The organism is Vandammella animalimorsus, from assembly GCF_002285265.1.
Classification (GTDB): Bacteria; Pseudomonadota; Gammaproteobacteria; order Burkholderiales; family Burkholderiaceae_C; genus Lampropedia.
The window spans coordinates 66,109-91,410 of sequence record NZ_NSJB01000004.1 but is presented as its reverse complement, the minus strand read 5'-3'; the positions used below and the strand labels follow the sequence as shown (position 1 = coordinate 91,410).

The 25,302-nt window shown below is 67.8% G+C and carries 25 protein-coding genes; 4 read left to right on the top strand and 21 right to left on the bottom strand.

Annotated features, from left to right (window positions below; all coding sequences use genetic code 11):
- Positions 1–53 precede the first annotated feature (53 nt).
- The 12 genes from CK625_RS08045 to glyQ form a co-directional block, all read right to left on the bottom strand.
- Entirely contained in the window at positions 54–2,168 is a 2,115-nt protein-coding gene (locus CK625_RS08045; RefSeq protein WP_095539795.1) for an FAD-dependent oxidoreductase, read from the bottom strand.
- A gap of 49 nt (positions 2,169–2,217) precedes the next feature.
- Entirely contained in the window at positions 2,218–3,021 is an 804-nt protein-coding gene (locus CK625_RS08040) for an ABC transporter permease (RefSeq protein ID WP_095539861.1), read from the bottom strand.
- On the bottom strand, positions 3,014–3,760 hold the full coding sequence (locus CK625_RS08035; RefSeq protein ID WP_095539794.1) for an ABC transporter permease: 747 nt from the start codon (positions 3,758–3,760) through the stop codon (positions 3,014–3,016). The genes CK625_RS08040 and CK625_RS08035 overlap by 8 nt, the downstream gene beginning before the upstream one ends.
- A 36-nt stretch (positions 3,761–3,796) precedes the next feature.
- Positions 3,797–4,573 (bottom strand): transporter substrate-binding domain-containing protein, encoded by a 777-nt coding sequence (locus CK625_RS08030; RefSeq protein ID WP_095539793.1) that lies wholly within the window; start codon positions 4,571–4,573, stop codon positions 3,797–3,799.
- A gap of 123 nt (positions 4,574–4,696) precedes the next feature.
- Positions 4,697–5,323 (bottom strand): class I SAM-dependent DNA methyltransferase, encoded by a 627-nt coding sequence (locus CK625_RS08025; protein WP_095539792.1) that lies wholly within the window; start codon positions 5,321–5,323, stop codon positions 4,697–4,699.
- A complete protein-coding gene (gene uvrA / locus CK625_RS08020; RefSeq protein ID WP_095539791.1) occupies positions 5,320–8,508 on the bottom strand; it encodes an excinuclease ABC subunit UvrA in 3,189 nt (1,062 codons plus the stop codon). The genes CK625_RS08025 and uvrA overlap by 4 nt, the downstream gene beginning before the upstream one ends.
- A 151-nt stretch (positions 8,509–8,659) precedes the next feature.
- Complete coding sequence (locus CK625_RS08015; RefSeq protein WP_095539790.1) at positions 8,660–9,148, bottom strand: CZB domain-containing protein; 489 nt, start codon at positions 9,146–9,148, stop codon at positions 8,660–8,662.
- Between the two features lie 319 nt (positions 9,149–9,467).
- Positions 9,468–11,615: a glycine--tRNA ligase subunit beta gene (gene glyS / locus CK625_RS08010; protein WP_095539789.1), complete on the bottom strand. Its 2,148-nt coding sequence runs from the start codon at positions 11,613–11,615 to the stop codon at positions 9,468–9,470.
- A gap of 21 nt (positions 11,616–11,636) precedes the next feature.
- Entirely contained in the window at positions 11,637–12,071 is a 435-nt protein-coding gene (locus CK625_RS08005) for a type II toxin-antitoxin system VapC family toxin (protein WP_095539788.1), read from the bottom strand.
- On the bottom strand, positions 12,068–12,337 hold the full coding sequence (locus CK625_RS08000; RefSeq protein ID WP_095539787.1) for an AbrB/MazE/SpoVT family DNA-binding domain-containing protein: 270 nt from the start codon (positions 12,335–12,337) through the stop codon (positions 12,068–12,070). Before CK625_RS08000 ends, CK625_RS08005 begins: the two co-directional genes overlap by 4 nt.
- A 46-nt stretch (positions 12,338–12,383) precedes the next feature.
- A complete protein-coding gene (locus CK625_RS07995) occupies positions 12,384–12,704 on the bottom strand; it encodes an antibiotic biosynthesis monooxygenase family protein (RefSeq protein ID WP_095539786.1) in 321 nt (106 codons plus the stop codon).
- Positions 12,704–13,624 carry a glycine--tRNA ligase subunit alpha gene (glyQ, locus tag CK625_RS07990; RefSeq protein WP_095539785.1) on the bottom strand — a complete coding sequence of 307 codons (921 nt, stop codon included), beginning with the start codon at positions 13,622–13,624 and terminating at the stop codon, positions 12,704–12,706. The genes CK625_RS07995 and glyQ overlap by 1 nt, the downstream gene beginning before the upstream one ends.
- Positions 13,625–14,216: 592 nt before the next feature.
- Here glyQ and CK625_RS07985 point away from each other — a divergent pair.
- The 3 genes from CK625_RS07985 to CK625_RS07975 are packed head-to-tail and all read left to right on the top strand — an operon-like array spanning position 14,217 to position 17,040.
- Positions 14,217–15,506: a COX15/CtaA family protein gene (locus CK625_RS07985; RefSeq protein ID WP_095539784.1), complete on the top strand. Its 1,290-nt coding sequence runs from the start codon at positions 14,217–14,219 to the stop codon at positions 15,504–15,506.
- Positions 15,503–16,417 carry a heme o synthase gene (gene cyoE, locus CK625_RS07980; protein WP_095539783.1) on the top strand — a complete coding sequence of 305 codons (915 nt, stop codon included), beginning with the start codon at positions 15,503–15,505 and terminating at the stop codon, positions 16,415–16,417. Before CK625_RS07985 ends, cyoE begins: the two co-directional genes overlap by 4 nt.
- Positions 16,414–17,040, top strand: coding sequence for an SCO family protein (locus tag CK625_RS07975; RefSeq protein ID WP_095539782.1), 627 nt, complete (start codon positions 16,414–16,416; stop codon positions 17,038–17,040). The genes cyoE and CK625_RS07975 overlap by 4 nt, the downstream gene beginning before the upstream one ends.
- A 124-nt stretch (positions 17,041–17,164) precedes the next feature.
- Here CK625_RS07975 and CK625_RS07970 read toward each other — a convergent pair whose 3' ends face one another.
- The 4 genes from CK625_RS07970 to gluQRS form a co-directional block, all read right to left on the bottom strand.
- Complete coding sequence (locus CK625_RS07970; RefSeq protein ID WP_095539860.1) at positions 17,165–18,187, bottom strand: Bug family tripartite tricarboxylate transporter substrate binding protein; 1,023 nt, start codon at positions 18,185–18,187, stop codon at positions 17,165–17,167.
- A gap of 283 nt (positions 18,188–18,470) precedes the next feature.
- Positions 18,471–18,755, bottom strand: coding sequence for a cell surface protein (locus CK625_RS07965; protein WP_095539781.1), 285 nt, complete (start codon positions 18,753–18,755; stop codon positions 18,471–18,473).
- 153 nt (positions 18,756–18,908) lie between these two features.
- Positions 18,909–19,865, bottom strand: a complete 957-nt coding sequence (gene rpoH, locus CK625_RS07960) for an RNA polymerase sigma factor RpoH (RefSeq protein WP_238945572.1) — start codon at positions 19,863–19,865, stop codon at positions 18,909–18,911.
- 179 nt (positions 19,866–20,044) lie between these two features.
- A complete protein-coding gene (gene gluQRS, locus CK625_RS07955; RefSeq protein ID WP_275250566.1) occupies positions 20,045–20,989 on the bottom strand; it encodes a tRNA glutamyl-Q(34) synthetase GluQRS in 945 nt (314 codons plus the stop codon).
- 116 nt (positions 20,990–21,105) lie between these two features.
- Here gluQRS and CK625_RS07950 point away from each other — a divergent pair, with 116 nt between their 5' ends.
- Complete coding sequence (locus CK625_RS07950; protein WP_095539779.1) at positions 21,106–21,882, top strand: tyrosine-protein phosphatase; 777 nt, start codon at positions 21,106–21,108, stop codon at positions 21,880–21,882.
- Between the two features lie 112 nt (positions 21,883–21,994).
- On the opposite strand, the gene rpmG is transcribed toward CK625_RS07950, so the two are convergent.
- The 5 genes from rpmG to CK625_RS07925 all read right to left on the bottom strand — a co-directional run bounded on the left by rpmG (position 21,995) and on the right by CK625_RS07925 (position 25,236).
- Entirely contained in the window at positions 21,995–22,165 is a 171-nt protein-coding gene (gene rpmG / locus CK625_RS07945; RefSeq protein WP_095539778.1) for a 50S ribosomal protein L33, read from the bottom strand.
- Between the two features lie 19 nt (positions 22,166–22,184).
- Positions 22,185–22,418: a 50S ribosomal protein L28 gene (gene rpmB / locus CK625_RS07940; protein WP_095539777.1), complete on the bottom strand. Its 234-nt coding sequence runs from the start codon at positions 22,416–22,418 to the stop codon at positions 22,185–22,187.
- Positions 22,419–22,598: 180 nt separating this feature from the next.
- Entirely contained in the window at positions 22,599–23,471 is an 873-nt protein-coding gene (locus CK625_RS07935; protein WP_095539776.1) for an endonuclease/exonuclease/phosphatase family protein, read from the bottom strand.
- A gap of 26 nt (positions 23,472–23,497) precedes the next feature.
- Positions 23,498–24,334: a carbohydrate ABC transporter permease gene (locus CK625_RS07930; RefSeq protein ID WP_095539775.1), complete on the bottom strand. Its 837-nt coding sequence runs from the start codon at positions 24,332–24,334 to the stop codon at positions 23,498–23,500.
- The gene (locus CK625_RS07925; RefSeq protein ID WP_095539774.1) at positions 24,331–25,236 is read right to left on the bottom strand and encodes a carbohydrate ABC transporter permease; all 906 of its coding nucleotides are present in this window, start codon (positions 25,234–25,236) and stop codon (positions 24,331–24,333) included. The genes CK625_RS07930 and CK625_RS07925 overlap by 4 nt, the downstream gene beginning before the upstream one ends.
- Positions 25,237–25,302: the final 66 nt, after the last annotated feature.

Sequence of the window (25,302 nt, the reverse complement as noted above, 5' to 3'; positions counted from 1 at the left end):
CTGTCTTGATACTCCTTGTTGAAAGCCCTGGCAATGGCTGACAGGCAGGGATTTCACCGATAGCCGTCGTAAGAAGTGGCGCAGGCGCTTTCTGCGACCTGCACGCTCAACAGGCTGCGGGCATAGGCATGGCCGGCGTAGTTGGCCGCGGCGATGATGCCGGGGGCCAGGCAGTCGCCGATGCGCTCGACGCTGGCGATGCCGTGCTCGGCCCAGCTGTGGCTGGCCGCTTGCAGGGCCTGCCACAGGCCGTGGTTGGGCAGGCGGGCGGTGACGGGCACCAGGCAGGCGCAGGCGATGGGCTGCAGGCGGCCGCTGTAGACGCAGGCCAGATCGAGCCGATCGCCCTGCCAGCCGGCCAGCTGGTGCAGCAAGGTGATGTGCACGCCCAGCTCCAGCAGGCGGCGGTGGATGCGCGGCTGCTCCAGCGTGTGCTCGCTCCAGGGCGCGACGATGGGCGCGGGGGTGACGAAGTGCACCTGCAGCCCGGCGCGCGCCAGCAGCTCGGCCAGCACGCTGGCCATGTAGTAGCGGTCGTCGTCGAACACGACGACGGGGCCTTGGGTCGGCGCGCCCTGGGCATGGTTGGCGGCCAGGGCGGCATGCACGGCGGCCGCGCCGCGCTCGAGCAGGGCATCGACGCCGACCACGCGCGCGGCGTTGGCGCCGCCCAGAAAGGGCAGGGGCTGGCGGTGCACGCGGCCCACGCCGTCGCAGCGCCAATGCGCGCCGGTGGCGATGGCGACGTGGGCCATGCCGAAGGCGAGCACGTCCTGCGCGCTCAATGGGCTGTCCAGGTACATCTGCACGTTGCTGGCCTGGCGCAGCTGGCCCAGGCGCCAGTCGCGCACGCGCGCCCAGGTGGCCAGGCCGGGCAGGCGCGCCTCCAGGCTGACGCGCCCGCCCCATTGCCGCGCGGCATCGGCGATGGTGACCTCGGCGCCGCGCTGGGCCAGGGCGCGCGCGGCCTCCAGCCCGGCCGGGCCGCCGCCGACGATGAGCACCGAGGCCGGGCGCGGCAGCGGGGCGATGATTTCCGGGTGCCAGCCTTTGCGCGCTTCTTCGCCGATGGTGGGGTTTTGCGTGCAGCGCATGGGGGCGGCGGTGTTGTCGCCTGCGGTGCAGATGTTGCAGCCGATGCATTCGCGGATGTCGTCGATGCGGCCTTGCTCGATTTTCTGCGGCAGGAAGGGGTCGGCAATGGAGGGGCGCGCTGCGCCCACCAGGTCGAGGATGCCGCTGCGGATGGCGCGCACCATGGCGTCGGGCGAGGTGTAGCGGCCCACGCCGACCACGGGTTTGCGCGTGAGGGATTTGACGAAGGCGATGTAGGGCTCTTGAAAGCCTTCTTGCGCAAAGCGCGCGGTCTGGCTGTCGTTGGCCCAGTTGGAGAGGTTCACGTCCCACAGGTCGGGCTCGTCGGCCAGCGCGGCGATGACGTCGCGGCCTTCGCCATCGTGGGTCAGGCCGTCCTGGCCCAGCAGCTCCTCAACGGCAAAGCGCACGGCCACGGCGCAGGCATCGCCCACGGCCTCGCGGGTGTCGGCCAGCACTTCGCGAAACAGGCGCAGGCGATTTTCGAAGCTGCCGCCGTATTCGTCGCTGCGCTGGTTGTAGCGTTTGAGCAGGAAGTGCTGCAGCAGCGTCATGTCGTGCCCGGCGTAGACGTAGACGATGTCAAAGCCGGCGCGCTTGGCGCGCAGCGCGGCGTCGCGGTGCCATTGGCGAAAGGCGCGGATGTCGCTCTTGTCCATGGCGCGCGCCTGCACCGGGTCTTCGGTGTCCACTAGCATGTCGGCCGGGCCATAGGGGGCGATGCGGCTGAGGCGGTTGGCGGTGTGGATGCCGTTGTGCGCCAGCTGGATGGCCGCCAGGCTGCCGTGGGCGTGAATGGCCTCGGTCAGCGCCTGCAGGCGGCCGATGTCGCGCTCGTCCCACAGGCGCTGCTGGTTGGAGGGGGAGATGTCCGAGGAGGGGTGGATCTCGGTCTCCTGCGTGCTCACCACGCCCCAGCCGCCCTCGGCCTTGATCTGGCGCAGGCCTTGCTCGGCCGCCGGGTAGCGGTGCCCCATGCCGCTGCAATGGGGCACCTGGTAGAAGCGGTTGCGGGTGGTGACGGGGCCGATGCGTACGGGCTCGAAAAGAATGTCGTAGCGGGGGTCTCGCATGGGGCAGGGGGGCGCTGTGTGGGGTGTTCTTGATTGTTCTTGGGTTGCCTCAGGCTGCGGGCTGCAGCCGGCGCTCCAGGCGCCGCAGCAGCAACACCAGCACCAGCGTGAGCAGCAGGTAGATGCCCGCCAGCAGCAGCAGCGGCTCGTAGGTCAGCAGCGTGTTCTGGCGCACCATGTTGATGACGCCATAGGCATCGACCACGGTGATGGTGGCCACCAGCGGGGTGGACTTGAGCTGCAGCACGGTCTCGCCGGCCAGCGTGGGCAGGCTGCGCTGGATGGCGCGCGGCAGCCAGATGCGGCGCCAGACCTGCCAGCGCGTCATGCCGCAGGCCCGGCCGGCCTCCAGCTCGCCTGGGGGCATGCCGGCAAAGGCGCCGCGCATGACCTCGCCCACGTAGGCGGCAAAGGAGATGGTCAGCGCAAACAGTCCGTAGGGCCAGGCCTGGCGCAGATAAGGCCATAGCGCCGAGCCGCGGATTTCCGGGATCAGCGGAAACAGCGAGCCCAGGCCGTAATAGACCAGCCACAGCTGCAGCAGCAGCGGCGTGCCGCGGATCATGGTGCAAAAGCTGCGCGCGGGCAGGCGCAGCCACCAAGGGCCGGCTGCCTGGGCAATGCCCAGCGGCAGCGCCAAGGCAAAGCCCAGCACCACGCTGCCGACCAGCATGGCCAGGCTTACGCCCACGCCGGCCAGCAGCGCCCGGGCGTACTGCGGCACCCAGGCCCATTGGCCTTGCCAGGCGATGGCCGCCAGCGCCAGCAGGGCCAGCGCGGCCAGGGCGCGCCGGTGCGGTTGCCAGAAGGCGGCGGCCTGGCGCTGGGCACTGCGTGCGGCGCGCTCAGCCACGCGCGGCCTCCGGGCGCTGGCCGCGGCGCGCGCGGCGCTCCAGCGCGGCAAAGAGCTGGTTGGACAGCAAGGTGATGGCCAGGTAGAGCAGCCCGGCGGCGCAGAAGAACAGCAGGTAGGCCTTGGTCGTGCCGGCGGCCTGGCGCGTGGCCAGGGTCAGCTCGGTGAAGCCGGCCACGGCCAGCAAGGCCGTGTCCTTGGTGGCGATCAGCCACAGATTGGCCAGGCCCGGGATGGCAAAGGGCAGCATGCCCGGCAGCGTGATGCGCCACAGCGCCTGGCGCGCGCTCATGCCAAAGGCCTGCGCGGCGTCGTGCTCGCCAGGCGCAATGGCCTGGATGGCGCCGCGGATGACCTCGGTGGCGTAGGCGCCTTGCACGATGGCGATGACGGCAATGCCGGCGACCAGGCCGCTGGCCTGCACGCGCCCCACGCCGGCCAGCGCCAGCACGCGGTTGAGCAGATCGGTGCCCAGGTAGTAGAGGATCAGGATGAGGATCAGCTCGGGCATGCCGCGCACGATGGTGGTGTAGACCTCGGCCAGATCGCGCGCCAGCGGCCCGCCGCGCAGCTTGGCCATGGCCCCGCCCACGCCCAGCAGCAGGCCCAGCGCATAGCCGCCGCCGGCGACGATCAGCGAATTGAGCAGGCCCTGCAGCAGCGCCTTGCCCCAGCCGGGCGGGGCATAGGCCAGCAGCCGCCAGTCAACGCCGGGCAGGAGCGCAGAGAGAAAATCCATCGCCGTGCGCCAGGGGGCTCATGGGCTCACTGCGGCTTACTGTCCGTAGACGTCGTAGCTGAAGTATTTCTGCGCGATGCGCTGGTATTCGCCGCTGTCGCGCAGCGACTTGATGGCGGCGTTGAGCTGCTCGCGCAGCGCATCCTGGCCCTTGCGCAGGCCAATGCCCACGCCCTGGCCGAGCACGCCGGGGTCGGGCTCGGGGTTGCCGCGCGCTTCGCAGCAGGCTTTGCCGCCCTCGCTCTTGAGGAAGGTCTGCATGGCGTCGGTGTCGCCCATGGTGGCGTCCACGCGGCCGGAGACCAGATCGCTGTTGGCCTCGTCCTGGTTCTGGTAAACCTTGACCGTGGCGCCAGCGGGCGCGAAGTGTTTTTGCGCGTAGGCGGCATGGATGGTGGCCACCTGCACGCCAATGGTCTTGCCTTTGAAGCTGGCCGGGCTCTTGTCCACCGGCGCCTCCTTGGCCGAGACGATCAGCGGCGGCACGTCGTAGTACTTGTTGGAAAAGTCGATCTGCTTGCGACGCTCTTCGGTGATGGACATCGAGGCCATGACCATGTCGATGTGGCCGCCGTTGAGCGAGGGGATCAGCCCGTCCCAGGCCACGGCCGTCACTTCGCAATCGAGCTTGGCGGCCTTGCACACGGCCTGGGCCAGATCGACCTCGAAGCCTTGCCACTGGCCCGAGGGCGAGGGGTAGTACATCGGCGGGTAGGGCTCGGCGGCCACGGCCACTTTCAGGGTCTTGGCAGCGGCGGCGCCAGGCAGGGCAAAGGCCAGGGCGCAGGCCAGCGAGGTCAGCAAGGGCTTCATCGGTGTTTCCTCCTCGTCGTGCGTGGGTCGGTGCGCAGGCCGCATGCCTGCCATGCGGCAGGTTCTTCTTTGCACAGGTTCTGACGTTGGGGCCCGCGCGCGTCTGGCGCAGTGTAGCCAGTTTCAACTGCGGCGGGCAGTCAGTAGAAACAGCGGGTAGTCACGCCCGTTACGGTGTGTCAGGCGGTGGATTTCTTCGAGCTGCACCTGCTCGAAACCGGCCTGCCGGGTCAGGGCCTGCAGGGCCTGGGGATCGAAGCCCAGGTGGTGCACGCCCTTGGCGGCGTTGTCGCCGTGGAAGCTGCCGTCCTCGGCGTACAGGTCCACCAGCGCGATGCGCCCGCCGGGCCGCAGGGCCTGGGCGCAGCCTTGCAGCAGCGCGGCGGTGTCGGGCACGTGGTGCAAGGCCATGCAGCTGACGATGGCGTCGTAGTGGCCGGCCGGCAGGCCCTGCAGGCCGGCTTGCTGCACGGTGTCGATGTTGCTCACATTTTTTTCACGCAGCACGGCCAGCATGTTGGCCGAATGATCCACGGCGGTGACCTGCGCCACGTGCGGCGCAATCGCCGTGGCCAGCAGGCCGGTGCCGGCGCCGAAGTCCAGCACCCACTCGTGCGGCGCAAAGGGCACTTGCTGCAGCAGGCGCTGCGCGACGGCGGCCAGCTGCTGGGACATGGGGCGCTGGTCCCAATCGCGGGCGCTGGCGTCGAAGTGGCTGCTGCTGTCGGGCTGGCTGTGTGGCTTGTTCATGCGCTGCCTGTGTGGTGCGGGGATGATGGGCCGGGGCGCAGATAGCGCTGCAGGTAGCGCCCGGTGTGGCTGGCCGGGTTGGCGGCGATCTGCTCGGGCGTGCCAGTGGCCACGACCTGGCCGCCGCCCTTGCCGCCCTCCGGGCCCATGTCGATGATCCAGTCGGCGGTCTTGATGACGTCCAGGTTGTGCTCGATGACCACGATGGTGTTGCCCGCATTGCGCAGCTGTTGCAGCACCTTGACCAGCAGCGCAATGTCGGCAAAGTGCAGCCCGGTGGTGGGCTCGTCCAGGATGTAGAGCGTGCGGCCGGTGTCGCGCTTGGACAGCTCCAGCGCCAGCTTGACGCGCTGGGCCTCGCCGCCCGAGAGCGTGGTGGCGCTCTGGCCCAGGCGGATGTAGGACAGGCCCACGTCCATCAACGTCTGCAGCTTGCGCGCGATGGCTGGCACGTCCTGGAAGAAGGCCAGCGCGTCCTCGACCGTCATGTCCAGGATGTCGGCGATGTTGCGGCCCTTCCAGAGCACCTCCAGGGTTTCGCGGTTGTAGCGCCGGCCGTGGCAGACGTCGCAGGGCACGTACACGTCGGGCAGGAAGTGCATCTCCACCTTCACCACGCCATCGCCCTGGCAGGCCTCGCAGCGCCCGCCGGCCACGTTGAAGGAAAAGCGCCCCGGGCCGTAGCCGCGCTCCTTGGCGGTGGGCACCTCGGCCAACAGCTCGCGCACCGGCGTCATCAGCCCGGTGTAGGTGGCCGGGTTGCTGCGCGGCGTGCGGCCAATGGGCGCCTGATCGACGTTGATGACCTTGTCCAGCAGCTCCAGGCCCAGCAGCTCCTCGTGCGCAGCCGGCTCGGTGTGGGCGCGGTGCAGGCGTTGGGCCACGGCGGCGTGCAGCGTGTCGTTGACCAGCGTGCTCTTGCCCGAGCCGGAGACGCCGGTGACGCAGGTCAGCAGGCCGATGGGGAAGTCCACCGAGACCTGGCGCAGGTTGTTGCCGCACGCGCCAATGATGCGCAGCGCCTGCCAGACGCTGGCATTCGCGTTGGCATTTGCGCTGGCATTTGCGCTGGCCCCATCGCCACCAGTGGGCGCGCCTGCCTGGGCCGGCGCATCGCCTTGGCCCTGCTGGCGCGCCCGCGCGCGCGGAAAGCCCTGGGCCGCATCCCCGGCCGGCGCGCTGGCGGCCGCCTGGCTGGCTGCATCAAGGGGCCGGGGCGGCGTGCGCTGCGCCGGCACCTCGATGCGCAGCCGCCCGCTGAGGTACTGGCCGGTCAGCGAGTGGGGGTGCGCGGCGATTTCCTCGAAGCGGCCCTGGGCCACGACCTGGCCGCCGTGCACGCCGGCGCCCGGCCCCAGGTCAATGATCTGGTCGGCCGCGCGCATCATGTCCTCGTCGTGCTCGACCACGATGACGCTGTTGCCGATGTCGCGCAGGTGCTGCAGCGTGGCGATCAGCCGATCATTGTCGCGCTGGTGCAGGCCGATGCTGGGCTCGTCGAGCACGTACATCACGCCCGTCAGGCCCGAGCCGATCTGGCTGGCCAGGCGGATGCGCTGGGCCTCGCCGCCGCTCAAGGTGTCGGCGCTGCGCTCCAGGCTCAGGTAGTTCAGGCCCACGTCGTTGAGAAAGCGCAGCCGCAGCGCGATCTCGCGCACCACCTTGGCGGCAATCTCGGCCTTGGCGCCCTGCAGCTGCAGCTGCTCGAACCATTGCTGTGCATCGGCCAGGGTGTCGCGGCCGATGTGGTGGATGGGGCGCGCCTGCGCGCCCTCGCCCAGCATCACGTGCAGCGCCTCGCGCCGCAGCCGCGCGCCGCCGCACTGCGCGCACAGCTGCGTGGTGCGGTATTTGGCCAGCTCCTCGCGCACCACGGTCGAATCGGTCTCGCGCCAGCGCCGCTCGATGTTGCGCAGCACGCCCTCGAAGGGGTGGCGGCGCAGCACCGGCTTGCCCTTGCCGGGGCCACTCTCGGCGATGTGGGTGAACTCGATCTCCTCCTGGCCCGAGCCGTACAGCACGATCTCGCGCAGGCGCTGGGGCAGCTGCTCGAACGGCGTGTTGTCGGCATCGAAGCCGTAGTGCGCGCCCAGGCTCTTGAGCAGGCCGAAGTAGTAGCCGTTGCGCCTGTCCCAGCCCTTGATGGCGCCCGCGCCCAGGCTCAGCGTCGGGAAGGCGACGATGCGCGCCGGGTCGAACAGCTCCTGCTGGCCCAGGCCATCGCAGGCCGGGCAGGCGCCCATGGGCGAGTTGAAGGAAAACAGCCTCGGCTCCAGCTCGGCCAGGGTGTAGTCGCACTGCGGGCAGGCGAACTTGGCGCTGAAGCCGTGCTCTGCGCCGCTGTCCATCTCCAGCGCGATGACGCGGCCGCTGGCGTTGGCTCCGCCCAGGGCCAGCGCGGCCTCGAAGCTCTCGGCCAGGCGCTGGCGCATGTCCGGGCGCACCTTCAGGCGATCGACCACCACGTCGATGTCGTGGCGGTCGTTTTTCTTCAGCTCGGGCAGCTCCTCGTCGGTGACGACCTGCCCATCGACGCGAAAGCGCACATAGCCGCGCGCCTGCATGGCCTCGAACAAATCGCTGAACTCGCCCTTGCGCCCGCGCGCCACCGGCGCCAGGATCATCAGCCGCGTGCCCTCGGGCAGGGCCAGCACGCCATCGACCATCTGGCTGATGGTCTGCGAGGCCAGCGCCACGCCGTGCTGCGGGCAATGCGGCGTGCCCGCGCGGGCGTACAGCAGGCGCAGGTAGTCGTTGATCTCGGTGACCGTGCCGACGGTGGAGCGCGGGTTGTGGCTGGTGGCCTTTTGCTCGATGCTGATGGCCGGCGAGAGGCCCTCGATCAAGTCCACGTCCGGCTTGTCCAGCCGGCCCAGGAACTGGCGCGCATAGGCCGAGAGGCTTTCCACATAGCGCCGCTGGCCCTCGGCATACAAGGTGTCGAAGGCCAGTGAGGACTTGCCCGAGCCGGACATGCCGGTGATCACCACCAGCTGATGGCGCGCAATGTCCAGGTCGATGTTCTTCAGATTGTGCGTGCGCGCACCACGGATGCTGATGACCCCCGCGCCAAGCCGCTGGCCCAGGTAGGCGCCCTGCGCGGCGCTGGCCGCATGGCCGTTATCGTGCGCCGCAGCAGGTGCAGCAGCCGCAGCGGGGGAAGGATCGGGGCGAGTGGGCTTCATCCAGGCCAGGGGCAAGAAAAATGCAACCCGCGATCATAGCAAGCTGCGGCTGGCCGGCCGTGGCGGCGCGCTGGAGTGCTGACATCTGCCTGCCGGCCGCTGCGCCTTTGTGAATCCAACGCCGGTATTCGCGCCCAGGGCTGGCGCGAACCTACCTGACGCCCAGGCCCTTCTTCAGCGCCTTGAGCATCAGCACCACCTGGTTGGATGCCAGCCGGTAGCTGCCGTTGAGCACGCGGCGCGCTTCGGCCTCATTGCCGCTCTGGGCCTGTGCCACCACTGTGGAGGCCTGCACGTGAAAGTATTTGTGCTGCGCCACCAGCACAGTGAACGCCGGATACTTGCCCAGCCTTTCGCGCCCGGGGCCATGCAGCCACTTGCCCAGGTCGCAGCGGCCGTCCTCGCAGATGACTTCTGGCCGCAGGTCTTCATCGGATTTGCCGTCGAGATAGTTGAGCAGGCGCAGCTTCCAGTTCTCGTGTGCGGCGATGGCGGTATCGATGTCGATTTCCGCCAGGATCTGGGCCGCCAGGCGCGAGTCCAGGCCCATCTCTTCCGCACCGGCGTCGGCATCGGGCTGGGCAGGGCGTTTTTTATCTGCCCGGTCGCCAGTGCCAAAAAAGCGGCTGAAAAATCCCATCTCAAACCTCCTGAAAGCCGTGTAGCCAGACGCCAGCCCCTTGCCTGAGCAGCGCCGCAGAAAAAGAACCTTGGATTGCGGGGGCGCAAGCCTATACTAAAAATTGGTTACAAAATCCCACGCGCGCCAATAAGCCTGTCGCCGTGAGGTAATCCGGATGATGTTAAGAGGTGCAGGCTGCGGCCTTGCCTGGGCCGGCTGGAGCAGCGTCAAGGGGTCGGGCAACCCCTTGCGCAGCCTTGGCGCAGGCCAATCAATGAGGCAGGCCGCCGTGCGTTGGCCGGGCCGCGATGCGTGCGGAGAAATCGTCGGCAGGCGCTTACCCAGCCAGCCGCGCCAGATCGGCCACGCGGTTCATGGCCTGGTGCAGCATCTTGAGCAGGCCCAGGCGGTTCAGGCGCAGGTCCATTTGCTCGGCGTTGACCATGACGCCGTCGAAGAAGGCGTCCACCGGCGCGCGCAGCTGGGCCAGGGTTTGCAGGCTGGCGGTGTAGTCGCCGGCCTGGAACTGGCGCTCGGCCTGGGGCAGCACTTGCTGCATGGCGGCGAACAGGGCTTGTTCGGCAGGCTCTTGCAGCAGCACGTCGCTCACATGCGCGTCCACCGCGCCTTCGGCCTCGGCTTTCTTGAGGATGTTGCCGATGCGCTTGTTGGCCGCGGCCAGCGCGGGGGCTTCGGGCAGCCTGGCGAAGGCGCGCACTGCCGCCAGGGCCTGGGGCATTTCGCCCCACATGGGGCGCGCGGCGATGACGGCATCGGCCTCTTGCGCGCTGGCACCCAGCTCGCGCAGGTAGCCAGCGATGCGCTCGTAGATGAAGGCCAGCAGCTGGGCGTTGCTTTTGGCGGCATCGGGCAGCAGGGGGCCGAAGGCCTGGGCGGCGCTGGCCACGGTGGCGGGCAGGTCCAGCGGCAGGCGTTTTTCGACCAGCATGCGGATCACGCCCAGCGCGTGGCGGCGCAGGGCAAACGGATCCTTATCGCCGGTGGGCAGGTTGCCGATGCCGAACATGCCGACCAGGGTTTCCAGCTTGTCGGCCAGGGCGACGACGGTGCCCACGTTGCCGCGCGGCAGCTCGTCGCCGGCGAAGCGGGGTTTGTAGTGGTCTTCGATGGCTTGGGCGATGTCTTCGCCCAGGCCGTCGTGGCGGGCGTAGTAGCCGCCCATGATGCCTTGCAGCTCGGGGAATTCGCCCACCATGTCGGTGAGCAGATCGGCCTTGGCCAGCATGGCGGCCTGGTCGGCGGCCTTGGCCAGCGCGGGGCCACCCAAATGCGGGCCCAGGTGTTCACCCAGGGTTTTGGCGATGGCGCGCACGCGCTGCACGCGATCGCCCTGGGTGCCCAGTTTGTTGTGGTAGACGACTTTGGCCAGGCCCTCGACGCGGCTTTCCAGCGGCTTTTTGCGGTCGGTGTCGAAGAAGAACTTGGCATCGGCCAGGCGCGGGCGCACCACGCGCTCGTTGCCGCCGGTGACGGCGCTGGCATCCTCGGGGCAGATGTTGCTGACCACGAGGAACTGGTGCGTGAGCCTGCCTTGCGCATCCAGCAGCGGAAAGTATTTCTGGTTGGCCTTCATGGTCAGGATCAGGCATTCCTGCGGCACGTCCAGAAATTCTTTTTCAAACTGGCAGGTGAGCACGTGGGGGCGCTCGACCAGCGCGGTGACTTCGTCGAGCAGGGCTTCGTCTTCGATGGGCTTCAGGCCCGCGCCCGCTTTTTGGGCGGCAGCCGCAAGCTGGGCGGCGATGTCGGTGCGGCGCTCGTCAAAGCTGGCGATGACGGCGCCTTTCTCGCGCAGCAGGCGGGCGTAGCTGTCGGCGTCGGGCAGTTCGATGGGGTCTTGCTGCGCCTCGAAGCGGTGGCCGTGGGTGGCGCGGCCGGCGGCCAGGCCCAGCGCGGTGACGGGCACGACGGCGCTGCCGTGCAGGGCCACCAGGCCGTGCGCGGGGCGCACGAATTGCACGCTGTCCCAGCCGGGCAGGGCGGTGCCGCTGTGCAGCTGGTAGGTCATGACCTTGGGGATGGGCAGCTTGGCAATGGCCTCGTGCAGCGCCTTTTGCAAGGCCACGTCCAGCGTGGCGCCGGTGGCCACGCTGTCGAAGAACAAGGCCTCGGCCTTGCCGTCCATGGCGCGCTGCAGTTGCGCCACGGCCTCGGGCCCGGCGCCGATGGCTTGCAGTTTTTTCAGCAGCGCGGGCGTGGGCTGGCCATTCGCATCCAGCCCCACGCTGACGGGCATGAGCTTGGTGCGCAGCGGCTTGTCGGCCGCCTTGGCCGCCACGTGCGTGATGTGCGCGGCCAGGCGGCGCGGGCTGGCGTAGGCGGTGACGCGCGAGTCGGCCGCCGTCAGGCCCAGGGCCTGGAGCTGCTCAAACAGCTGGCCGGCAAAGGCCTCGCCCAGCTTTTTCAGCGCCTTGGGCGGCAGTTCTTCGACAAAGAGTTCGACGAGGAGGTTGTGTGCGGTCATGAAGAAAAGGGGGACGGATGTTCAGAAGGCAATGGGCGGCAGGCCCAGCTTGCGGGCGGCTTTTTGCATGTCGGCGTCCAGCGTGGCCAGCGCCTGGCAGCCGCTGCGCGCGGCCACGGCCAGGTGCAGGGCGTCGGGGGCGCGAAGGCGGGCGCGGGCGTCGGCGCACAGCGTCGCGGCGGTGTCGAAGTCGGCGGGGGTGATGTCCACGCTCTGCGTGTCGGCCAGCACTTCCAGCCCCTGCGCGTAGGCCTTGCGCGCCGCAGCCGGGCTGAGCTGCCGCGCGCGTTGCTTGACGGACAGCGCGCTGCACAGCTCGGTGTGCAGCCAGGGCGAGCTGATCAGTGCGTCAGGCGTGCGTTCGTACCACTGCATGATGCGCTCGGACTCGGGCTCCTTGCACACCAGCGCCATGAGGATGCTGGTGTCCAGATACACCCGCTGCGGCGGCGTCATATCTCTTCATCCCGCATCTGGCGTACCACAGACGTGCCCATGGGCATCTTGCGGTGCGAGGCGCGCAACCTGGCCACCAGTTGAGCGCGGCTCTGCGGGGGCGGCTGCACGGGCTTGATGAGCAGCCCGCCCGTGGGCAGGCCGGTGATTTCCACCTTGGCGTTCTTGTCGCCGCCCAGATAGGCCAGCAGCTCGGCCGGGATGCGCAGGCCGGTGCTGTTGCCCCATTTGCTCAGCTGGGTTTGCATGGCGTGGCTGGTTGGCATGGCAGGCTCCCTGATGGTTTATACGTGACGGTCAATTGTATATACGTCAGAGGCCCTCGCCCAGCACGCGCTGGTAATGCAGCACGGTGGGGAAAGGGTCGTAGAAGTGGTGCAGCAAGGCCTTCCACTGCTGGTATTGGGGCGAGCCGCGAAAGCCTTCGGTGTGGTCTTGCAGGTTGCGCCAGCGCACGAGCAGCAGGTAGTGGTGCTCCTGCTCCAGGCAGCGCTGCAGCTCATGCCCCAGGTAGCCGGGCATGCCGGCGATGATGGCCTGCGCCTGGGCAAAGGCGGCCTCGAAGGCGGTGGCCTGGCCAGGGCGCACCTGGAGCATGGCGATTTCGCGCACGCCGTCTTGCGCCGGGGGCATCAGGCGGCCTTGATCTCGATCTGCTCCACCCACTCGCGCGGCGCCAGCGGAAAGCCCAGGCGCGCGCGGCTGTCGTAATAGCTTTGCGCCACAGCGCGCGCCAGGTTGCGGATGCGGCCGATGTAGGCAGCGCGCTCGGTCACGCTGATGGCCCCGCGCGCATCCAGCAGGTTGAAGGTGTGCGCGGCCTTGAGCACCTGCTCATAGGCGGGCAGCGCCAGCTGCTCGGCCATCAGGTGCTGGGCCTGTTTTTCGTGCGCGGCGAAGGCGGTGAACAGGAAGTCCGCGTCGCTGTGCTCGAAGTTGTAGGTGGACTGCTCCACCTCGTTTTGGTGGTACACGTCGCCGTAGGTCAGGCGCGTGCCGTCGGGCTGCTCGGTCCAGACCAGGTTGTAGACGTTGTCCACCCCTTGCAGGTACATGGCCAGGCGCTCCAGGCCGTAGGTGATCTCGCCGGTGGCGGGCTTGCAGTCGATGCCGCCGACCTGCTGGAAGTAGGTGAACTGCGTCACCTCCATGCCGTTGAGCCAGACCTCCCAGCCCAGGCCCCAGGCGCCCAGCGTGGGGTTTTCCCAGTCGTCTTCGACGAAGCGGATGTCGTTCTTCTTCAGGTCAAAACCCAGCGCCTGCAGGCTGCCCAGGTACAGGTCGAGGATGTTGGCCGGCGCGGGCTTCAAGACCACCTGGTACTGGTAGTAGTGCTGCAGGCGGTTGGGGTTGTCGCCATAGCGCCCGTCCTTGGGGCGGCGGCTGGGCTGCACGTAGGCGGCCTTCCACGGCTCGGGGCCGATGGCGCGCAGGAAGGTGGCGGTGTGGCTGGTGCCCGCGCCCACTTCCATGTCGTAGGGCTGCAGCAGGGCGCAGCCCTGGTCGGCCCAGTATTGCTGTAGTTTGAGGATGATTTGCTGGAAGCTGAGCATGGCGGGGGCGAAAAACGGGGGATGCAGTCAAGCGTGCGGCTGCACGCCAGGCGCAAGCCCTGGGCGCGAAGCCGCAAGCCCCTGGGGCAATGGCATCCGGCGGCCGTGGCGGCCAGGGCCTTGCCAGTGGCCAGAAAAACGCGCGATTTTACGCCGTTGGCGTCTGCGCAGAGACTTTGGGCAGGCGCTGGCGCGACCCATGCAATGCGTGGCCCACGCAATCCAAGGGCTTGGCTGTGCAAGGCCTTGGGCAAGCGGGGCCGGTGCTGCCAGGCCTGCATGGCCTTGGGCTGGAATGCGGCAAAATAGCGCCTTTTTTCCGCCGATCGCCCAGTTTTGCCTTGGCCCAGTGCATTTGCAATGGCGCCTGGGTATGCCCGGTTGCGTCCTGCATGCAGGTGCCGATGGGCCGGGCGCCGGCGAAGCTGCCTTGCGTCAAATCCCGCAAACCGGGCCGAGCGCCGCCGGCTGTGCAGGCGCAACCAGCGCCTGAGCAAAGGCTTTGGGGGCTGGCCGCTTGGGTAGCGGGTGCTGCGCTGCCGGGTGCGCGATGCCATCGCTGCGCACCCGGCGCTGCGGCATGAGACATGCCATGGATACCGACATCGCCTTATACGACTGGAGCCCCTTGCTGCATTTGCTGCTGGTGGGGGCTGCTGTGGCTGCCATGCCCTTGCTGTGGGTCTGGCGGCGCCACCGTGCGCGCGGCACGCGCGGCGTCATGTATGCGCTGACGCTGATGACGCTGGTGCTGACTTTTGACCTGGTGATGTTTGGCGCCTTCACCCGTTTGACCGACTCCGGCCTGGGCTGCCCGGACTGGCCTGGCTGCTACGGCCATGCCAGCCCGGTGGGGGCGCAGGCGCAGATCAGCGCGGCGCAGCAGGCGCAGCCCGATGGCCCGGTGACGCACAAGAAGGCCTGGATCGAGATGGTGCACCGCTATCTGGCCACCGGCGTGGGGGCCTTGATCGTGGTGCTGACGGCGCTGGCCTGGCGGTACTGGCTTCGCTGGGGCCGCCAGGCCAAGGACGCCCCGGCAGCGCAGCGGCTGGCCGATGGCCCGGATGCCGCCAGCGCCGATGGCGCGCCGCAGGCGCTGCGCAGCAAGCCGGTGCACCCCATCTGGCCCACGCTGACGCTGGCCTGGGTGTGCCTGCAAGGGGCGTTTGGCGCCTGGACGGTGACGATGAAGCTTTTCCCCGCCATCGTGACCTTGCATTTGCTGGGCGGCATGGTGCTGCTGGCGCTGCTGGGGCTGCAGGCGGCCTGGTGGCAGCAGCGCGTCACGGGCCGCCGGCGCGCGCCGGTGCGGCCTGGGCACATGCTGCTGGCGCTGCTGGTGTTTGCGGCGCTGTTCGTGCAGATCGCGCTGGGCGGCTGGGTGAGCACCAATTACGCGGTGCTGGCCTGCAGCACCTTCCCTGATTGCAACGGCGCCTGGTGGCCGCAGATGGATTTGCGCCAGGGCTTTACCATCTGGCGCGAGCTGGGCCACCAGGGCGATGGCGGGCTGATCACGTTCGAGGCATTGGTGGGCATCCACTACGTGCACCGCCTGTTTGCGCTGCTGCTGTTGGCGCTGGCGGGCTGGCTGGTGGCGGTGCTGTGGCGGCACAGCGCGCCATTGCGTCGCCTGGCCCAATGGCTGCTGGTGCTGCTGGTGCTGCAGTTGCTCACGGGCTTGTCCAACGTGCTGCTGGACTGGCCCTTGCTGGTGGCGGTGCTGCACACCGGTGGCGCCGGGGCGCTGGTCATGGTGCTGACGCGGGTGCTGGCCAGCATGAAGATGGCGGCGGTGTGCGGGACGACGCCGCTTTTCACCGAATCCAACCTGGCCCGCCAGGTCGATACGCGCCGCAAGAAAAGGGGGCAGGCATGAATGGAGCCGCTTTGCCGCTGCCACAGCGCTCGCGCTGGTCGCAATTTTGGGTGCTGACCAAGCCGCGCGTGGTGCAGCTGATCGTGTTTTGCGCCCTGATCGGCATGCTGCTGGCCATCCCCGCCGTGCCCGATGGGGCGCAGATGCTGCGCATCGTGCTGGCCGGCCTGGGCATTTGGATGGTGGCCTCGGCCGCTGCGGCCTTCAACTGCCTGGTGGAGAAAACCATCGACGCGCGCATGAAGCGCACCGCCTGGCGGCCCACGGCGCGCGGCGAGCTGCCCGATTGGCAGGCGCTGGTGTTCTCCGCGCTGCTGTGCACGGCCGGCAGCGCGCTGCTGTGGGTGACGGTCAACACCTTGACGATGTGGCTGACGCTGGCGACCTTTGTGGGCTATGCGGTGATCTACACCGTCGTGCTCAAGCCCATGACGCCGCAGAACATCGTCATTGGCGGCGCATCCGGCGCCATGCCGCCGGTGCTGGGCTGGGCGGCCATGCGCGGCGAGGTTGGAGCCGAGGCCCTGGTGCTGTTTCTCATCATCTTTTTGTGGACGCCGCCGCACTTCTGGGCCTTGTCGCTGTACCGCATCGAGGACTACCGCCAATCGGGCCTGCCGATGATGCCCATCGTGCACGGCCCGCGCCACACGGCCATGCAGGCCTTTTTCTACACCCTGGTGCTGTTTGCCGCCTGCATGCTGCCGGTGGCCTTGGGCATGAGCGGCCTGTTCTATGCCGCTGTGGCGGCCGTGCTTTGCGCAGTGTTCTGCGTTTATGGCTGGTATCTGTGGCGCGATTATTCGGACGCGCTGGCGCGGCGCATGTTCCGCTGGTCCCTGTGGCACTTGAGCGGCGTGTTTGCTGCATTGCTCATCGACCATTACCTGAGAATTGGAGGTCTCCTATGACGGCGTGCAAGCCTGTGCGCGCACTGCGTTCGCGGCTGCTGGCGGCTGCGCTGGCCGGTGCGGCCATGCTGGGGCTGGCCGGCTGTACCGGCAGCGAGCCAGCGGCCAAGTTCCACGCGCTGGATATCAGCGGCGTGGACTATGCCAAGGGCTTTTCCATGCCCGATGCCCATGGCCAGCAGCGCAGCCTGGCCGATTTCGCCGGCAAGGTGGTGTTCGTCTACTTCGGCTTTGCGCAATGCCCGGACATTTGCCCCACGACCATGCTGGAGATGGCCGAGGTCAAGAAGCTGCTGGGTGAGGATGGCGACAAGCTGCAAATCGTCTTCGTCACGGTCGACCCCGAGCGCGACACCCCTGAGGTGATGCGCGCCTACATGGAAAGCTTCGACCCGCAGGCCGTGGCGCTGGTGGGCAATGCCGAGCAAATCGCCGCCATGGCGCGCGACTTCAAGGTCTTTTACGAGAAAAAGCCCGGCAGCACGCCCGATACCTACACCATCGACCACTCGGCCTCCGGCTACATGTACGACCCGCAGGGCCGCCTGCGCCTGTACGTGCGCTATGGCACGCCGGTGGATCAGATTGCCGCCGACGTGCGCCAACTGCTGCAGGGGCGTTGAACACATAAGGCCTGCACGCATCCAGCGCGCCTGCACAGCAACCTCCAGCGGCGCAATGTGCGCTGCACTGCAAGCATCGCTCAGGCAGCTGTGGCGCCTGCGCGCCGTGGCAGGCGCGGCAGCTTCAGCCTGAAATCTGAATGTCCTGCTCGCGGATGATGGCGCCCAGCGCCTGGGTGTCGGCGGCGATGCGCTGGCGCAGCGCGGCGACGCTGGTGTCCTGCACCACCCAGCCCTGGGCCAGCAGCTTTTGCCGCACCTCGGGCAGGGCCAGCGCCTTGCCCACGGCCTCGCGCAGCTGCGCCTGGATGGCCTCGGGCATGTGCGCCGGTGCGGCCACGGCATTCCAGACCTCCAGATCCAGCCCCTGCACGCCCAGCTCCTGCAGGCTGGGCAGCTCGCCGGTCAGCGGGCTGCGCGCGGCGCTGGTGATGCCGATCAGCGCCACCGTGCCGGCCTTTTGCTGCGCCAGCGCCGTGGCCGGCGGCAGCAGGGCCATTTGAATCTCGCCGCTGACGATGGCCTGCAGCGCCTGCGGATTGCCCTGGTAGGGCACGTGCACCGGGTCGATGCCGGTGCGGCTCTTGAGCAGCTCCATGCCCAGGTGGGCCACCGTGCCAATGCCGGGCGAGCCGTAGTTCCACTGGTTGCCTGCCTTGCGTGCCTTGGCCAGGAACTGCGCCGGGCTCAAATCCTTGGCCAGTGCGGCATGCACCGTCAGCACGTAGGGGGCCGTGCCGATCAGCGCGATGGGGGCCAAATCCTTGTGTGGATCAAAGCCCAGCTTGGGGTTGAGCAGGCGCGCGATGGTCATGTTGCCGTTGATGAGCACGCCAATGGTGTGCGCATCGCGGGCACGCGCCAGCGCCGCCGTGGCCACGTTGCCCCCTGCGCCGGGGCGGTTTTCCACCACCAGCGGCTGTCGATTGCCCAGAAACTGGCCCAGATGCTCGGCCAGCAGGCGCGCTGTCAGATCTGGCGAGGTGCCGCCGGGAAAGCCCACCATCATCGTCACCGGGCGGCTGGGCCAGGGGGCATTGCCGGTGGCGCTGGCCTGTGGCCAGTGCAGGCCTGGCAGGGCCGCCAGGCCCAGGGCGCTGCTGCGCAGCAGTTGGCGACGGGAGAGGGGAAGGCGGGAGTCGTTCATGTGGTGGACGATGAAAAAAATCATGAAGGCCGCAACGATGCGGGCAAGGGTGAATCGGCCTTGGCGGAAACAGCCGCTTGCAGTTGTGCCCAGCCGCGATTGGCGTGCGCAGGCACTGCGCATTATCGGCCAAGCACACTGGCGCCCGAAGCGCGCCGCCCTGCGCTGGGGAGCGGCGGAGTGCCGAGCTGGGCGGGCCAAAAGAAAAGGCGCAACCCGCCAATGGGTTGCGCCTTCAAGGATGTGGGTCCGATTGGACTGGTGAACAGGCCCTCAACGGGGATCACTTCTTGTCGTCATCGTCCTTGTCGTCATCCTTGCCGTCGTCCTTGTCATCGGCGCCGGAGTTCTTCACGCTCTCCAGGGCGCTTTTGCAGAAGGCGCTGCGCTGATCGGCGCCCACGGAGTTGATTTGGTCGTCGATGATTTTCATGGCCTGCTCGGAGTAGGAGCCGTCCTTCTTCATCGTTTCGGCCATGTGGCTCTTGTATTCGGTGCAGGCCGCATCGGCGGCAAATGCAGGGGCAAAGGCACCGGCCACCAGCGTGCAGATCAGCAGTTTTTTCATTCCTGAAACTCCTCTTGGATGGGAAAGCAGAAACGGCGACGCGCCGTCTCAGGGGTGCCCATCGTAGTGCCGCCGGGCAGTTGCAACTGATAGAGAAATGTAAGTTTGGTTGGCGCCTGCACCGCAGTGATGAACAGGCGCTCGAGCGCGGGCTCAGTGCGCGGCGGCACTGGCCGTCATGGCCTTTTTCATCTTCTTCATCGCGGCCACTTCGATCTGGCGGATGCGCTCGGCGCTGACGCCGTACTCATCGGCCAGCTCGTGCAAGGTCATGCCGCCGGAGCCGTCGTCGTTGACGTTCAGCCAGCGCTCCTGAACGATGCGGCGGCTGCGCTCGTCCAGGGTTTGCAGCGCCATCTGGATGCCGTCGGTGGCCAGGCTGTCGCGCTCGCGCGCTTCCAGCACGGCGGTGGGCTCTTGCGAGTAGTCGCTCAGGTAGGCGATGGGGGCGATGCCGGGGCTGTCCTCGTCGTGCGGCGTCGGATCGAGCAGCACATCGCCGCCGCCCAGGCGCGTCTCCATCTCGATGACTTCCTCGCGCTTGACGTTGAGCTGGCTGGCCACCTGGTCGATTTCGCGCTCGGTCAGGCTGGCGCGGTAGATCTCGCCGTCGCTCAGGGCCTGGTTGGCCTTGAGCTCCTGCTTGAGCGAGCGCAGGTTGAAGAACAGCTTGCGCTGGGCCTTGGTCGTGGCGACCTTGACCATGCGCCAGTTCTTGAGGATGTATTCGTGGATCTCGGCCTTGATCCAGTGCAGCGCGTAGCTGACCAGGCGCACGCCCTGGTCGGGGTCAAAGCGCTTGACGGCCTTCATCAGGCCGATGTTGCCTTCCTGGATCAGATCGCCCTGGGGCAGCCCGTAGCCCTGGTACTGGCGCGAGACGGCCACGACGACCCGCAGATGCGACATCACCAGCCGGCCGGCAGCCTCCACGTCGTTGTGCTGGCGCAGGCGCTGGGCATACAGGCGCTCCTCCTCGGGGGTGAGCATGGGCATGCGATTGACGGCGGAGATGTACGCATCCAGATTGCCCAGCGCAGGCAAGACGGCGGGCCACTGGGTGGCGCTCGTGGTGCTCGGCATCAATGTGGCGGTGCGGGCAGTGCTCATGTAGCGGGGTGTTCCTTTCGGGGTGCTGCAAAGGCCTGGGGCTTTTGCAAAGATTGGCGGCTATGTTAGCACTCGTTCAGAGAGAGTGCTAAAGCGAAAGTTCAATGGCCCTACGGTTTTTTTTGAGCGATGCCCCGCTGTTGCCCAGATGGGCATGGCACGCCGCTGGTGCTTGGCGATTACAGCGGATATCGCTGGGCCCACAGGGCTGTCCAGTGGGCCAGGGCGTCGCTGACGCTGGTCTGCTGCCCGCCAGCACCCGGCGGCAGGCCCAGCACCTGGGCGGCCTGGCGCAGCGTAGTCAAGGGGGCGTTGGCGTCGATGCTGGGGGCGTGGTTGCCCTTGGAGAGCTTTTCGCCCCGCGCATCGCGCGCCAGCGGCACGTGCAGGTAGCTGGGGCGCGGGTGGCCTAGGGCCTGTTGCAGCAGGATTTGCCGCGCCGTGTTGTCGGCCAGATCCTCGCCGCGCACGATGTGCGTGACGCCTTGCAGACCGTCGTCGACCACGCAGCCCATCTGGTAGCTCCACATGCCATCGCCGCGCAGCAGGGCAAAGTCGCCCACGGCCTGGGCCACATCCTGCTGCTGTGGCCCCAGTCGCCGGTCTTGCCAGTGCACCAGGGCGCTGCCCGGCCCATGGGCCGGGCAGCCCGGTTGCACCAGAAAACGCCAGGTGCGCACGGGCCCGTCGTGGGCCGGCCGGTGGCGGCAGGTGCCCGGGTAGACCAGGGTTTGAAAGCGCTGCCGGTCGCCGCCCAGCGCCTGCTGGGCGGCGGCAATGTCCTTGCGCGTGCAGCTGCATGGATAGGCGCGCCCCTGGGCCTGCAAGGTCTGCAGGGCCTGCTCGTAATGCCGCTGGCGTTGGGATTGCCATTGCACGGGCGCATCGGGCACCAGGCCCAGGCCGTGCAGCTGCTGCAAAATGGTTTGCGCCGCCTGGGCTGAGCAGCGCTGGGTGTCCAGGTCTTCGATGCGCACCAGCCATTGCGCGCTCAGGCCTTGCGCACTGGCGGCGCGGGCATCCAGCCAGCTGGCCAGTGCGGCCACCACCGAGCCCAGGTGCATGGGCCCGGTGGGCGATGGGGCAAAACGGCCGACGTAGCGCCGTGCTGTTGTGGGCGTCACAGCAGCGGCAGCCCCAGGCAGGGCAGTGGCCAGGTGAGCAAGAGCATGAAGGCAGAGTCGCAAAGGTGGCAGGCAGGCATGGGCTGATGATACGAAATCCCTGCAACAATGCGCCCATGAGCACCACGGCCCCCGCCCCATCCCCCAGTGCTGCGCCGCAGCGCCACATCCCCTTGCAAGGGGCGAGCAATTTCCGCGATCTGGGCGGTTATGCCACTGGTGATGGCCGGCGGGTGCGCTGGCGCCAGCTGTTTCGCTCCGACCGCCTCTCCAGCCTGAGCCAGGAGGATGTGCACACCCTGCAGGCCCTGGGGCTGCGGCACAGCATCGACTTGCGCGGCGATGCCGAGCGCCTGCGCCACGACTACCAGATTGACCAGCTCACGCGCATCGCCATTCCCATAGAGCCGCAGGTGGTGCAAAGCCTGCAAGGCCTGCTGGCGCAGGGCGCGGCGCTGGATGGGCCTTCGGCCCACCACCTGATGGAGCAGACCTATGCGGCCTTCGTCGAGCACAATGCGCCGCAGTTCCGCGCCTTTTTCGACGCCTTGCTGCAGCACGAGGGCCCCTTCGTGTTCCACTGCACCGCCGGCAAGGACCGCACCGGCTTTGCCGCCGCCTTGCTGCTCGAAGCCCTGGGCGTGCCGCGCCAGGCCATCATGGACGATTACCTGCTGACCAATGCGCTGTACCAGCCGCCAGCCTACAAGCCCTCGGGCACGCTGCCCGAGAGCGTGCTGCAGGTGCTCTGGCGCGTGACGCCCAATTTCCTGCAGGCCGCGCAACGCCAGATCGAGGCCGAGCACGGCAGCGTCGCGCGGTATCTGCGCGAGGTGCTGGGTCTGGGGCCCGATGCGCTGGCGCAGCTCAAGGCGCGCTATCTGGAGCCTTGATGCTTTTGGGCGCGGCCAGGTGGTAAGCGGGCGGGCGACAGGCACAAAAAAAGCCAGCGCATGCGCTGGCTTTTTTGCTGGGCAAGCCAAGTATGGCCAAGGCCATGGTGGCTTACTTGAGCTTGACTTCCTTGTATTCCACGTGCTTGCGGGCCTTGGGGTCAAACTTCATGAACGAGAGCTTGTCCGGCGTGGTCTTCTTGTTCTTGGTGGTGGTGTAGAAGTGGCCTGTGCCCGCTGTGGATTCGAGCTTGATCTTGTCGCGACCGCCTTTGGATGCCATGGTGTTACTCCTTCAATGATTAGGCTTGACCGCGGGCGCGCAGGTCGGCCAGTACGGATTCGATGCCATTTTTGTCGATCAGGCGCAGTGCGGCGCTGGAGACGCGCAGACGCACCCAGCGGTTCTCGCTCTCGACCCAGAAGCGCTTGTACTGCAGGTTGGGCAGAAAGCGGCGCTTGGTTTTGTTATTGGCGTGGGAGACGTTGTTGCCCACTTGCGGGCGCTTGCCCGTGACTTCACATACGCGTGCCATTGCATGTTCCTTGTATTTGCGGCAGGGCTGCCTGGGCGGCGGCCTGTGCCTCACCTCGCCAGATATCAGGGTGGCGGTATCCCCCGCGCTTGGCGCCGCTCAAAGGCCCAGAATGGCCCAAAGGCGCGCCGCGCGCATGCGGCAAAACGCGCGATTATAGCGCGGCCTGCGCACAGGCGCTCACTGCAGCACCAGCAGCAGCGGCTGGTGGTCCGAGGCGCGGGTGTGGCCATCGATTTGCAGCTGGCGCACGCGCGGGGCCAGCGATTGGCTGACGAAGGCGAAATCGCAGGCCACGGGCTCGGGGCCGTAGCTGCGGTCGAACAGGCGGAAGGTGGGCGCATGCGGCTGGCTGCCATGCACCAGCGGCCAGGCGTCGCACAGCGGGTTGTCCAAGGGCGCTGCGCCTGAAGGCGCTTGAGCGGCAATGATGGCGGCGTACTCGGGAGAGCCGGGCTCCAGGTTGAAGTCGCCGCAGAGGATGGCGTGCGGCGTGTGCGTCTTGGCCTGAAAGGGGCCGCCGCTGTCGTCGGCCAGCGGCGCTGCGGCGGCCAGCGCGCAGGCCTGCTGGTGCAGCGCGTGCAGCGCCAGCGCCTGGGCCATGCGCTGGCGCGCCGAGTAGTACTCCAGATGCGTGGTCATGACGCGCACGGCGCCCAGCGCCGAGCTGAGCAGCGTCAGCTCGGTGCACAGGCGCGGCATGCTGCGCAGGCCGGCATCGGCTGGCCAGGGCAGGCGGTGGTGCACCACCTGCGCCACCGGCAGGCGCGTGGCAATCAGGTTGCCAAAGCGCTGGCGCTGGCCTTCGGGGCCGAATTCGTCCACGGCAGCGCCGAAGAACAGCTGGTAGCCCGGCAGCAGCGCGGCCAGCTCGGCGGGCTGGTCGCCTGGGGCGCCTTGCAGGCGCGGGTAGCCCTGGGCGATTTCCTGCAGGCACAGCACGTCAAAGCCCTGCGCGCCGGCCAGGGCCTGCGCCCCGGCCACGATGCGCTGCGCGCTGACCTGCCCATCCAGCCCACAGCACCATTGGGTGTTCCAAGTAACCAGTCGCATGTGGGGCAAATCCTATTTCTTCTGTGTCATTTGATGCCGGCGCGCATGAAGCTTTGCACGAACTGGCGCTGAAACAGCAAAAAGGCCACCAGCAGCGGCGCGCAGCTGAGCAGTGTGGCGGCGGTGATGATCGACCAGTCCACCCCTTGATCGACTGAGGAAAAGACCTGCAAGCCCACGGTCAGCGGGCGGGCATTGGGGCTGTTGGTGATGATCAGCGGCCAGAGGAAGTTGTTCCAGTGAAAGCTCACCGACACCAGTGCGAAGGCGGTATAGACCGGTTTGGCCAGCGGCACGTAGACGCGCCACAGGGTTTGCATGGCATTGGCGCCTTCGACGCGCGCGGCCTCGTCCAGCTCCTTGGGGATGCCCATGAAGGTCTGGCGCAGCAAGAAGATGGCAAAGGCCGAGGCGAAATAGGGCAGGCCGATGGCCAAAAGCGTGTCCATCAGGCCCAGGCGCACCATGGTTTCGTAGTTTTCGACCAGCAGGATGTCGGGCATGATCATCAGCTGCACCAGCACCAACGCGAAGGCCAGGTTGCGACCCGGGAAGCGGTAGCGCGCAAAGGCATAGGCCGCCAGCGTGGCCAGCACCAGTTGCGCGGCCAGGATCATGGCCACCAGCAGCGTGGTGTTGAGCAAATAGCGCGCAAAGGGCGCTGCCGCCCAGGCGCGGCGGAAGTTCTCCAGCGTCAGCGGCGCCAGCAGCTCGAAACGGGTGGCGTATTCGATGGGGTGAAAGGCCGTCCAGACGGCATAGGCCAGTGGCAGGATCCACAGCAGCGCCAGCAGCCAGGCGGCCACAGTGTCCAGCCAGCTGGGTTCGTTGAAGGCCAAGTGGTGTGTGGCAGGCGTACTCATTGGTAGTGCACCTTTTTGTCGAGCACGAAGAATTGCAGCAGTGCGATACCGGCCAGCACGGCCACCAGCACCACGGTGATGGCTGCGGCGTAGGCCGTGTCCCAGAAGCTGAAGCCGACTTCGTAGAGGTAGTACAGCAGCAGCGTGGAGGCGTTGTTGGGCCCGCCGCGTGTGAGCACGAACAGGTGATCGACCATGCGGAAGGCGTTGATGAAGGCGTTGATCAGCACGAACAGCGTGGTGGGCATGAGCAGCGGCCATTGCACGCGGCGGAAAAAGGTCCAGCGTGATGCGCCTTCGATGGCGGCGGCCTCGCGCAGGCTGGGGTTGAGCGTTTGCAGCGCGGCCAGGTAAAAGATCATGAAGAAGCCAGCCTCCTTCCAGATCGCCACCGCGGTGACGGCGCCCAGCGCCGTGTTGGGGCTGCCCAACCAGTTGTGCGATGGCAGGCCCAGTGCGCCGGTGATTTGTTCGAGCAGCCCGTACTGCGGTGTGTAGAAGAACAGCCAGATGTTGGCCACGGCAATCATGGGCAGCACCGTGGGTGTGAAGTAGGCCATGCGCAAAAAGGCGCGGCCAGCGATGCGCTCGTTGACCCACAGCGCCATCAACAGCGCCAGCGCGATGGAGCAAGGAATGGTGGCAGCGGCAAACCACAGGTTGTTGCGCACGGCCGTCCAGAACACCGGGTCGTCGAGCATGACCTGGTAGTTCTCCGCCCCGACCCAGACAGCGGCGCGCGCGCCCTTGGGGGTGGAGTACAGGCTGTCAATCAGCGTTTGTACGGCCGGGTAGTGGGTGAATGCCACCAGCAGCGCCAGCGCAGGCAGCAGCAGCAACCAGGCGTGGATGGCCTGACGGCTGGAAAAAGGCACGCGGTGGTGCGCGGCAGGAGAGGTCATGGGGCAAGGCCTTGCAAAGAGCGCCCCCGCGTTGCGCAGCGGCTGGCGCTGGCGGGCGAAGGCGCT

What these genes read in the sequence shown, in the direction of transcription:
- CK625_RS07975 (WP_095539782.1), top strand. Translation starts at nt 16,414, where the DNA reads ATGACGGCGTGCAAGCCTGTGCGCGCACTGCGTTCGCGGCTGCTGGCG.
- cyoE (WP_095539783.1), top strand. Translation starts at nt 15,503, where the DNA reads ATGAATGGAGCCGCTTTGCCGCTGCCACAGCGCTCGCGCTGGTCGCAA.
- CK625_RS07935 (WP_095539776.1), bottom strand. Translation starts at nt 23,471, where the DNA reads ATGCGACTGGTTACTTGGAACACCCAATGGTGCTGTGGGCTGGATGGG.
- CK625_RS07995 (WP_095539786.1), bottom strand. Translation starts at nt 12,704, where the DNA reads ATGCCCCCGGCGCAAGACGGCGTGCGCGAAATCGCCATGCTCCAGGTG.
- CK625_RS07970 (WP_095539860.1), bottom strand. Translation starts at nt 18,187, where the DNA reads ATGAACGACTCCCGCCTTCCCCTCTCCCGTCGCCAACTGCTGCGCAGC.
- CK625_RS07985 (WP_095539784.1), top strand. Translation starts at nt 14,217, where the DNA reads ATGGATACCGACATCGCCTTATACGACTGGAGCCCCTTGCTGCATTTG.
- CK625_RS07930 (WP_095539775.1), bottom strand. Translation starts at nt 24,334, where the DNA reads ATGAGTACGCCTGCCACACACCACTTGGCCTTCAACGAACCCAGCTGG.
- CK625_RS07965 (WP_095539781.1), bottom strand. Translation starts at nt 18,755, where the DNA reads ATGAAAAAACTGCTGATCTGCACGCTGGTGGCCGGTGCCTTTGCCCCT.
- rpoH (WP_238945572.1), bottom strand. Translation starts at nt 19,865, where the DNA reads ATGAGCACTGCCCGCACCGCCACATTGATGCCGAGCACCACGAGCGCC.
- CK625_RS08035 (WP_095539794.1), bottom strand. Translation starts at nt 3,760, where the DNA reads ATGGATTTTCTCTCTGCGCTCCTGCCCGGCGTTGACTGGCGGCTGCTG.
- CK625_RS08030 (WP_095539793.1), bottom strand. Translation starts at nt 4,573, where the DNA reads ATGAAGCCCTTGCTGACCTCGCTGGCCTGCGCCCTGGCCTTTGCCCTG.
- CK625_RS08000 (WP_095539787.1), bottom strand. Translation starts at nt 12,337, where the DNA reads ATGCCAACCAGCCACGCCATGCAAACCCAGCTGAGCAAATGGGGCAAC.
- CK625_RS07925 (WP_095539774.1), bottom strand. Translation starts at nt 25,236, where the DNA reads ATGACCTCTCCTGCCGCGCACCACCGCGTGCCTTTTTCCAGCCGTCAG.
- glyQ (WP_095539785.1), bottom strand. Translation starts at nt 13,624, where the DNA reads ATGCTCAGCTTCCAGCAAATCATCCTCAAACTACAGCAATACTGGGCC.
- rpmG (WP_095539778.1), bottom strand. Translation starts at nt 22,165, where the DNA reads ATGGCATCCAAAGGCGGTCGCGACAAGATCAAGCTCGAATCCACAGCG.
- CK625_RS08005 (WP_095539788.1), bottom strand. Translation starts at nt 12,071, where the DNA reads ATGACGCCGCCGCAGCGGGTGTATCTGGACACCAGCATCCTCATGGCG.
- glyS (WP_095539789.1), bottom strand. Translation starts at nt 11,615, where the DNA reads ATGACCGCACACAACCTCCTCGTCGAACTCTTTGTCGAAGAACTGCCG.
- CK625_RS07950 (WP_095539779.1), top strand. Translation starts at nt 21,106, where the DNA reads ATGAGCACCACGGCCCCCGCCCCATCCCCCAGTGCTGCGCCGCAGCGC.
- CK625_RS08015 (WP_095539790.1), bottom strand. Translation starts at nt 9,148, where the DNA reads ATGGGATTTTTCAGCCGCTTTTTTGGCACTGGCGACCGGGCAGATAAA.
- uvrA (WP_095539791.1), bottom strand. Translation starts at nt 8,508, where the DNA reads ATGAAGCCCACTCGCCCCGATCCTTCCCCCGCTGCGGCTGCTGCACCT.
- CK625_RS08025 (WP_095539792.1), bottom strand. Translation starts at nt 5,323, where the DNA reads ATGAACAAGCCACACAGCCAGCCCGACAGCAGCAGCCACTTCGACGCC.
- rpmB (WP_095539777.1), bottom strand. Translation starts at nt 22,418, where the DNA reads ATGGCACGCGTATGTGAAGTCACGGGCAAGCGCCCGCAAGTGGGCAAC.
- CK625_RS08045 (WP_095539795.1), bottom strand. Translation starts at nt 2,168, where the DNA reads ATGCGAGACCCCCGCTACGACATTCTTTTCGAGCCCGTACGCATCGGC.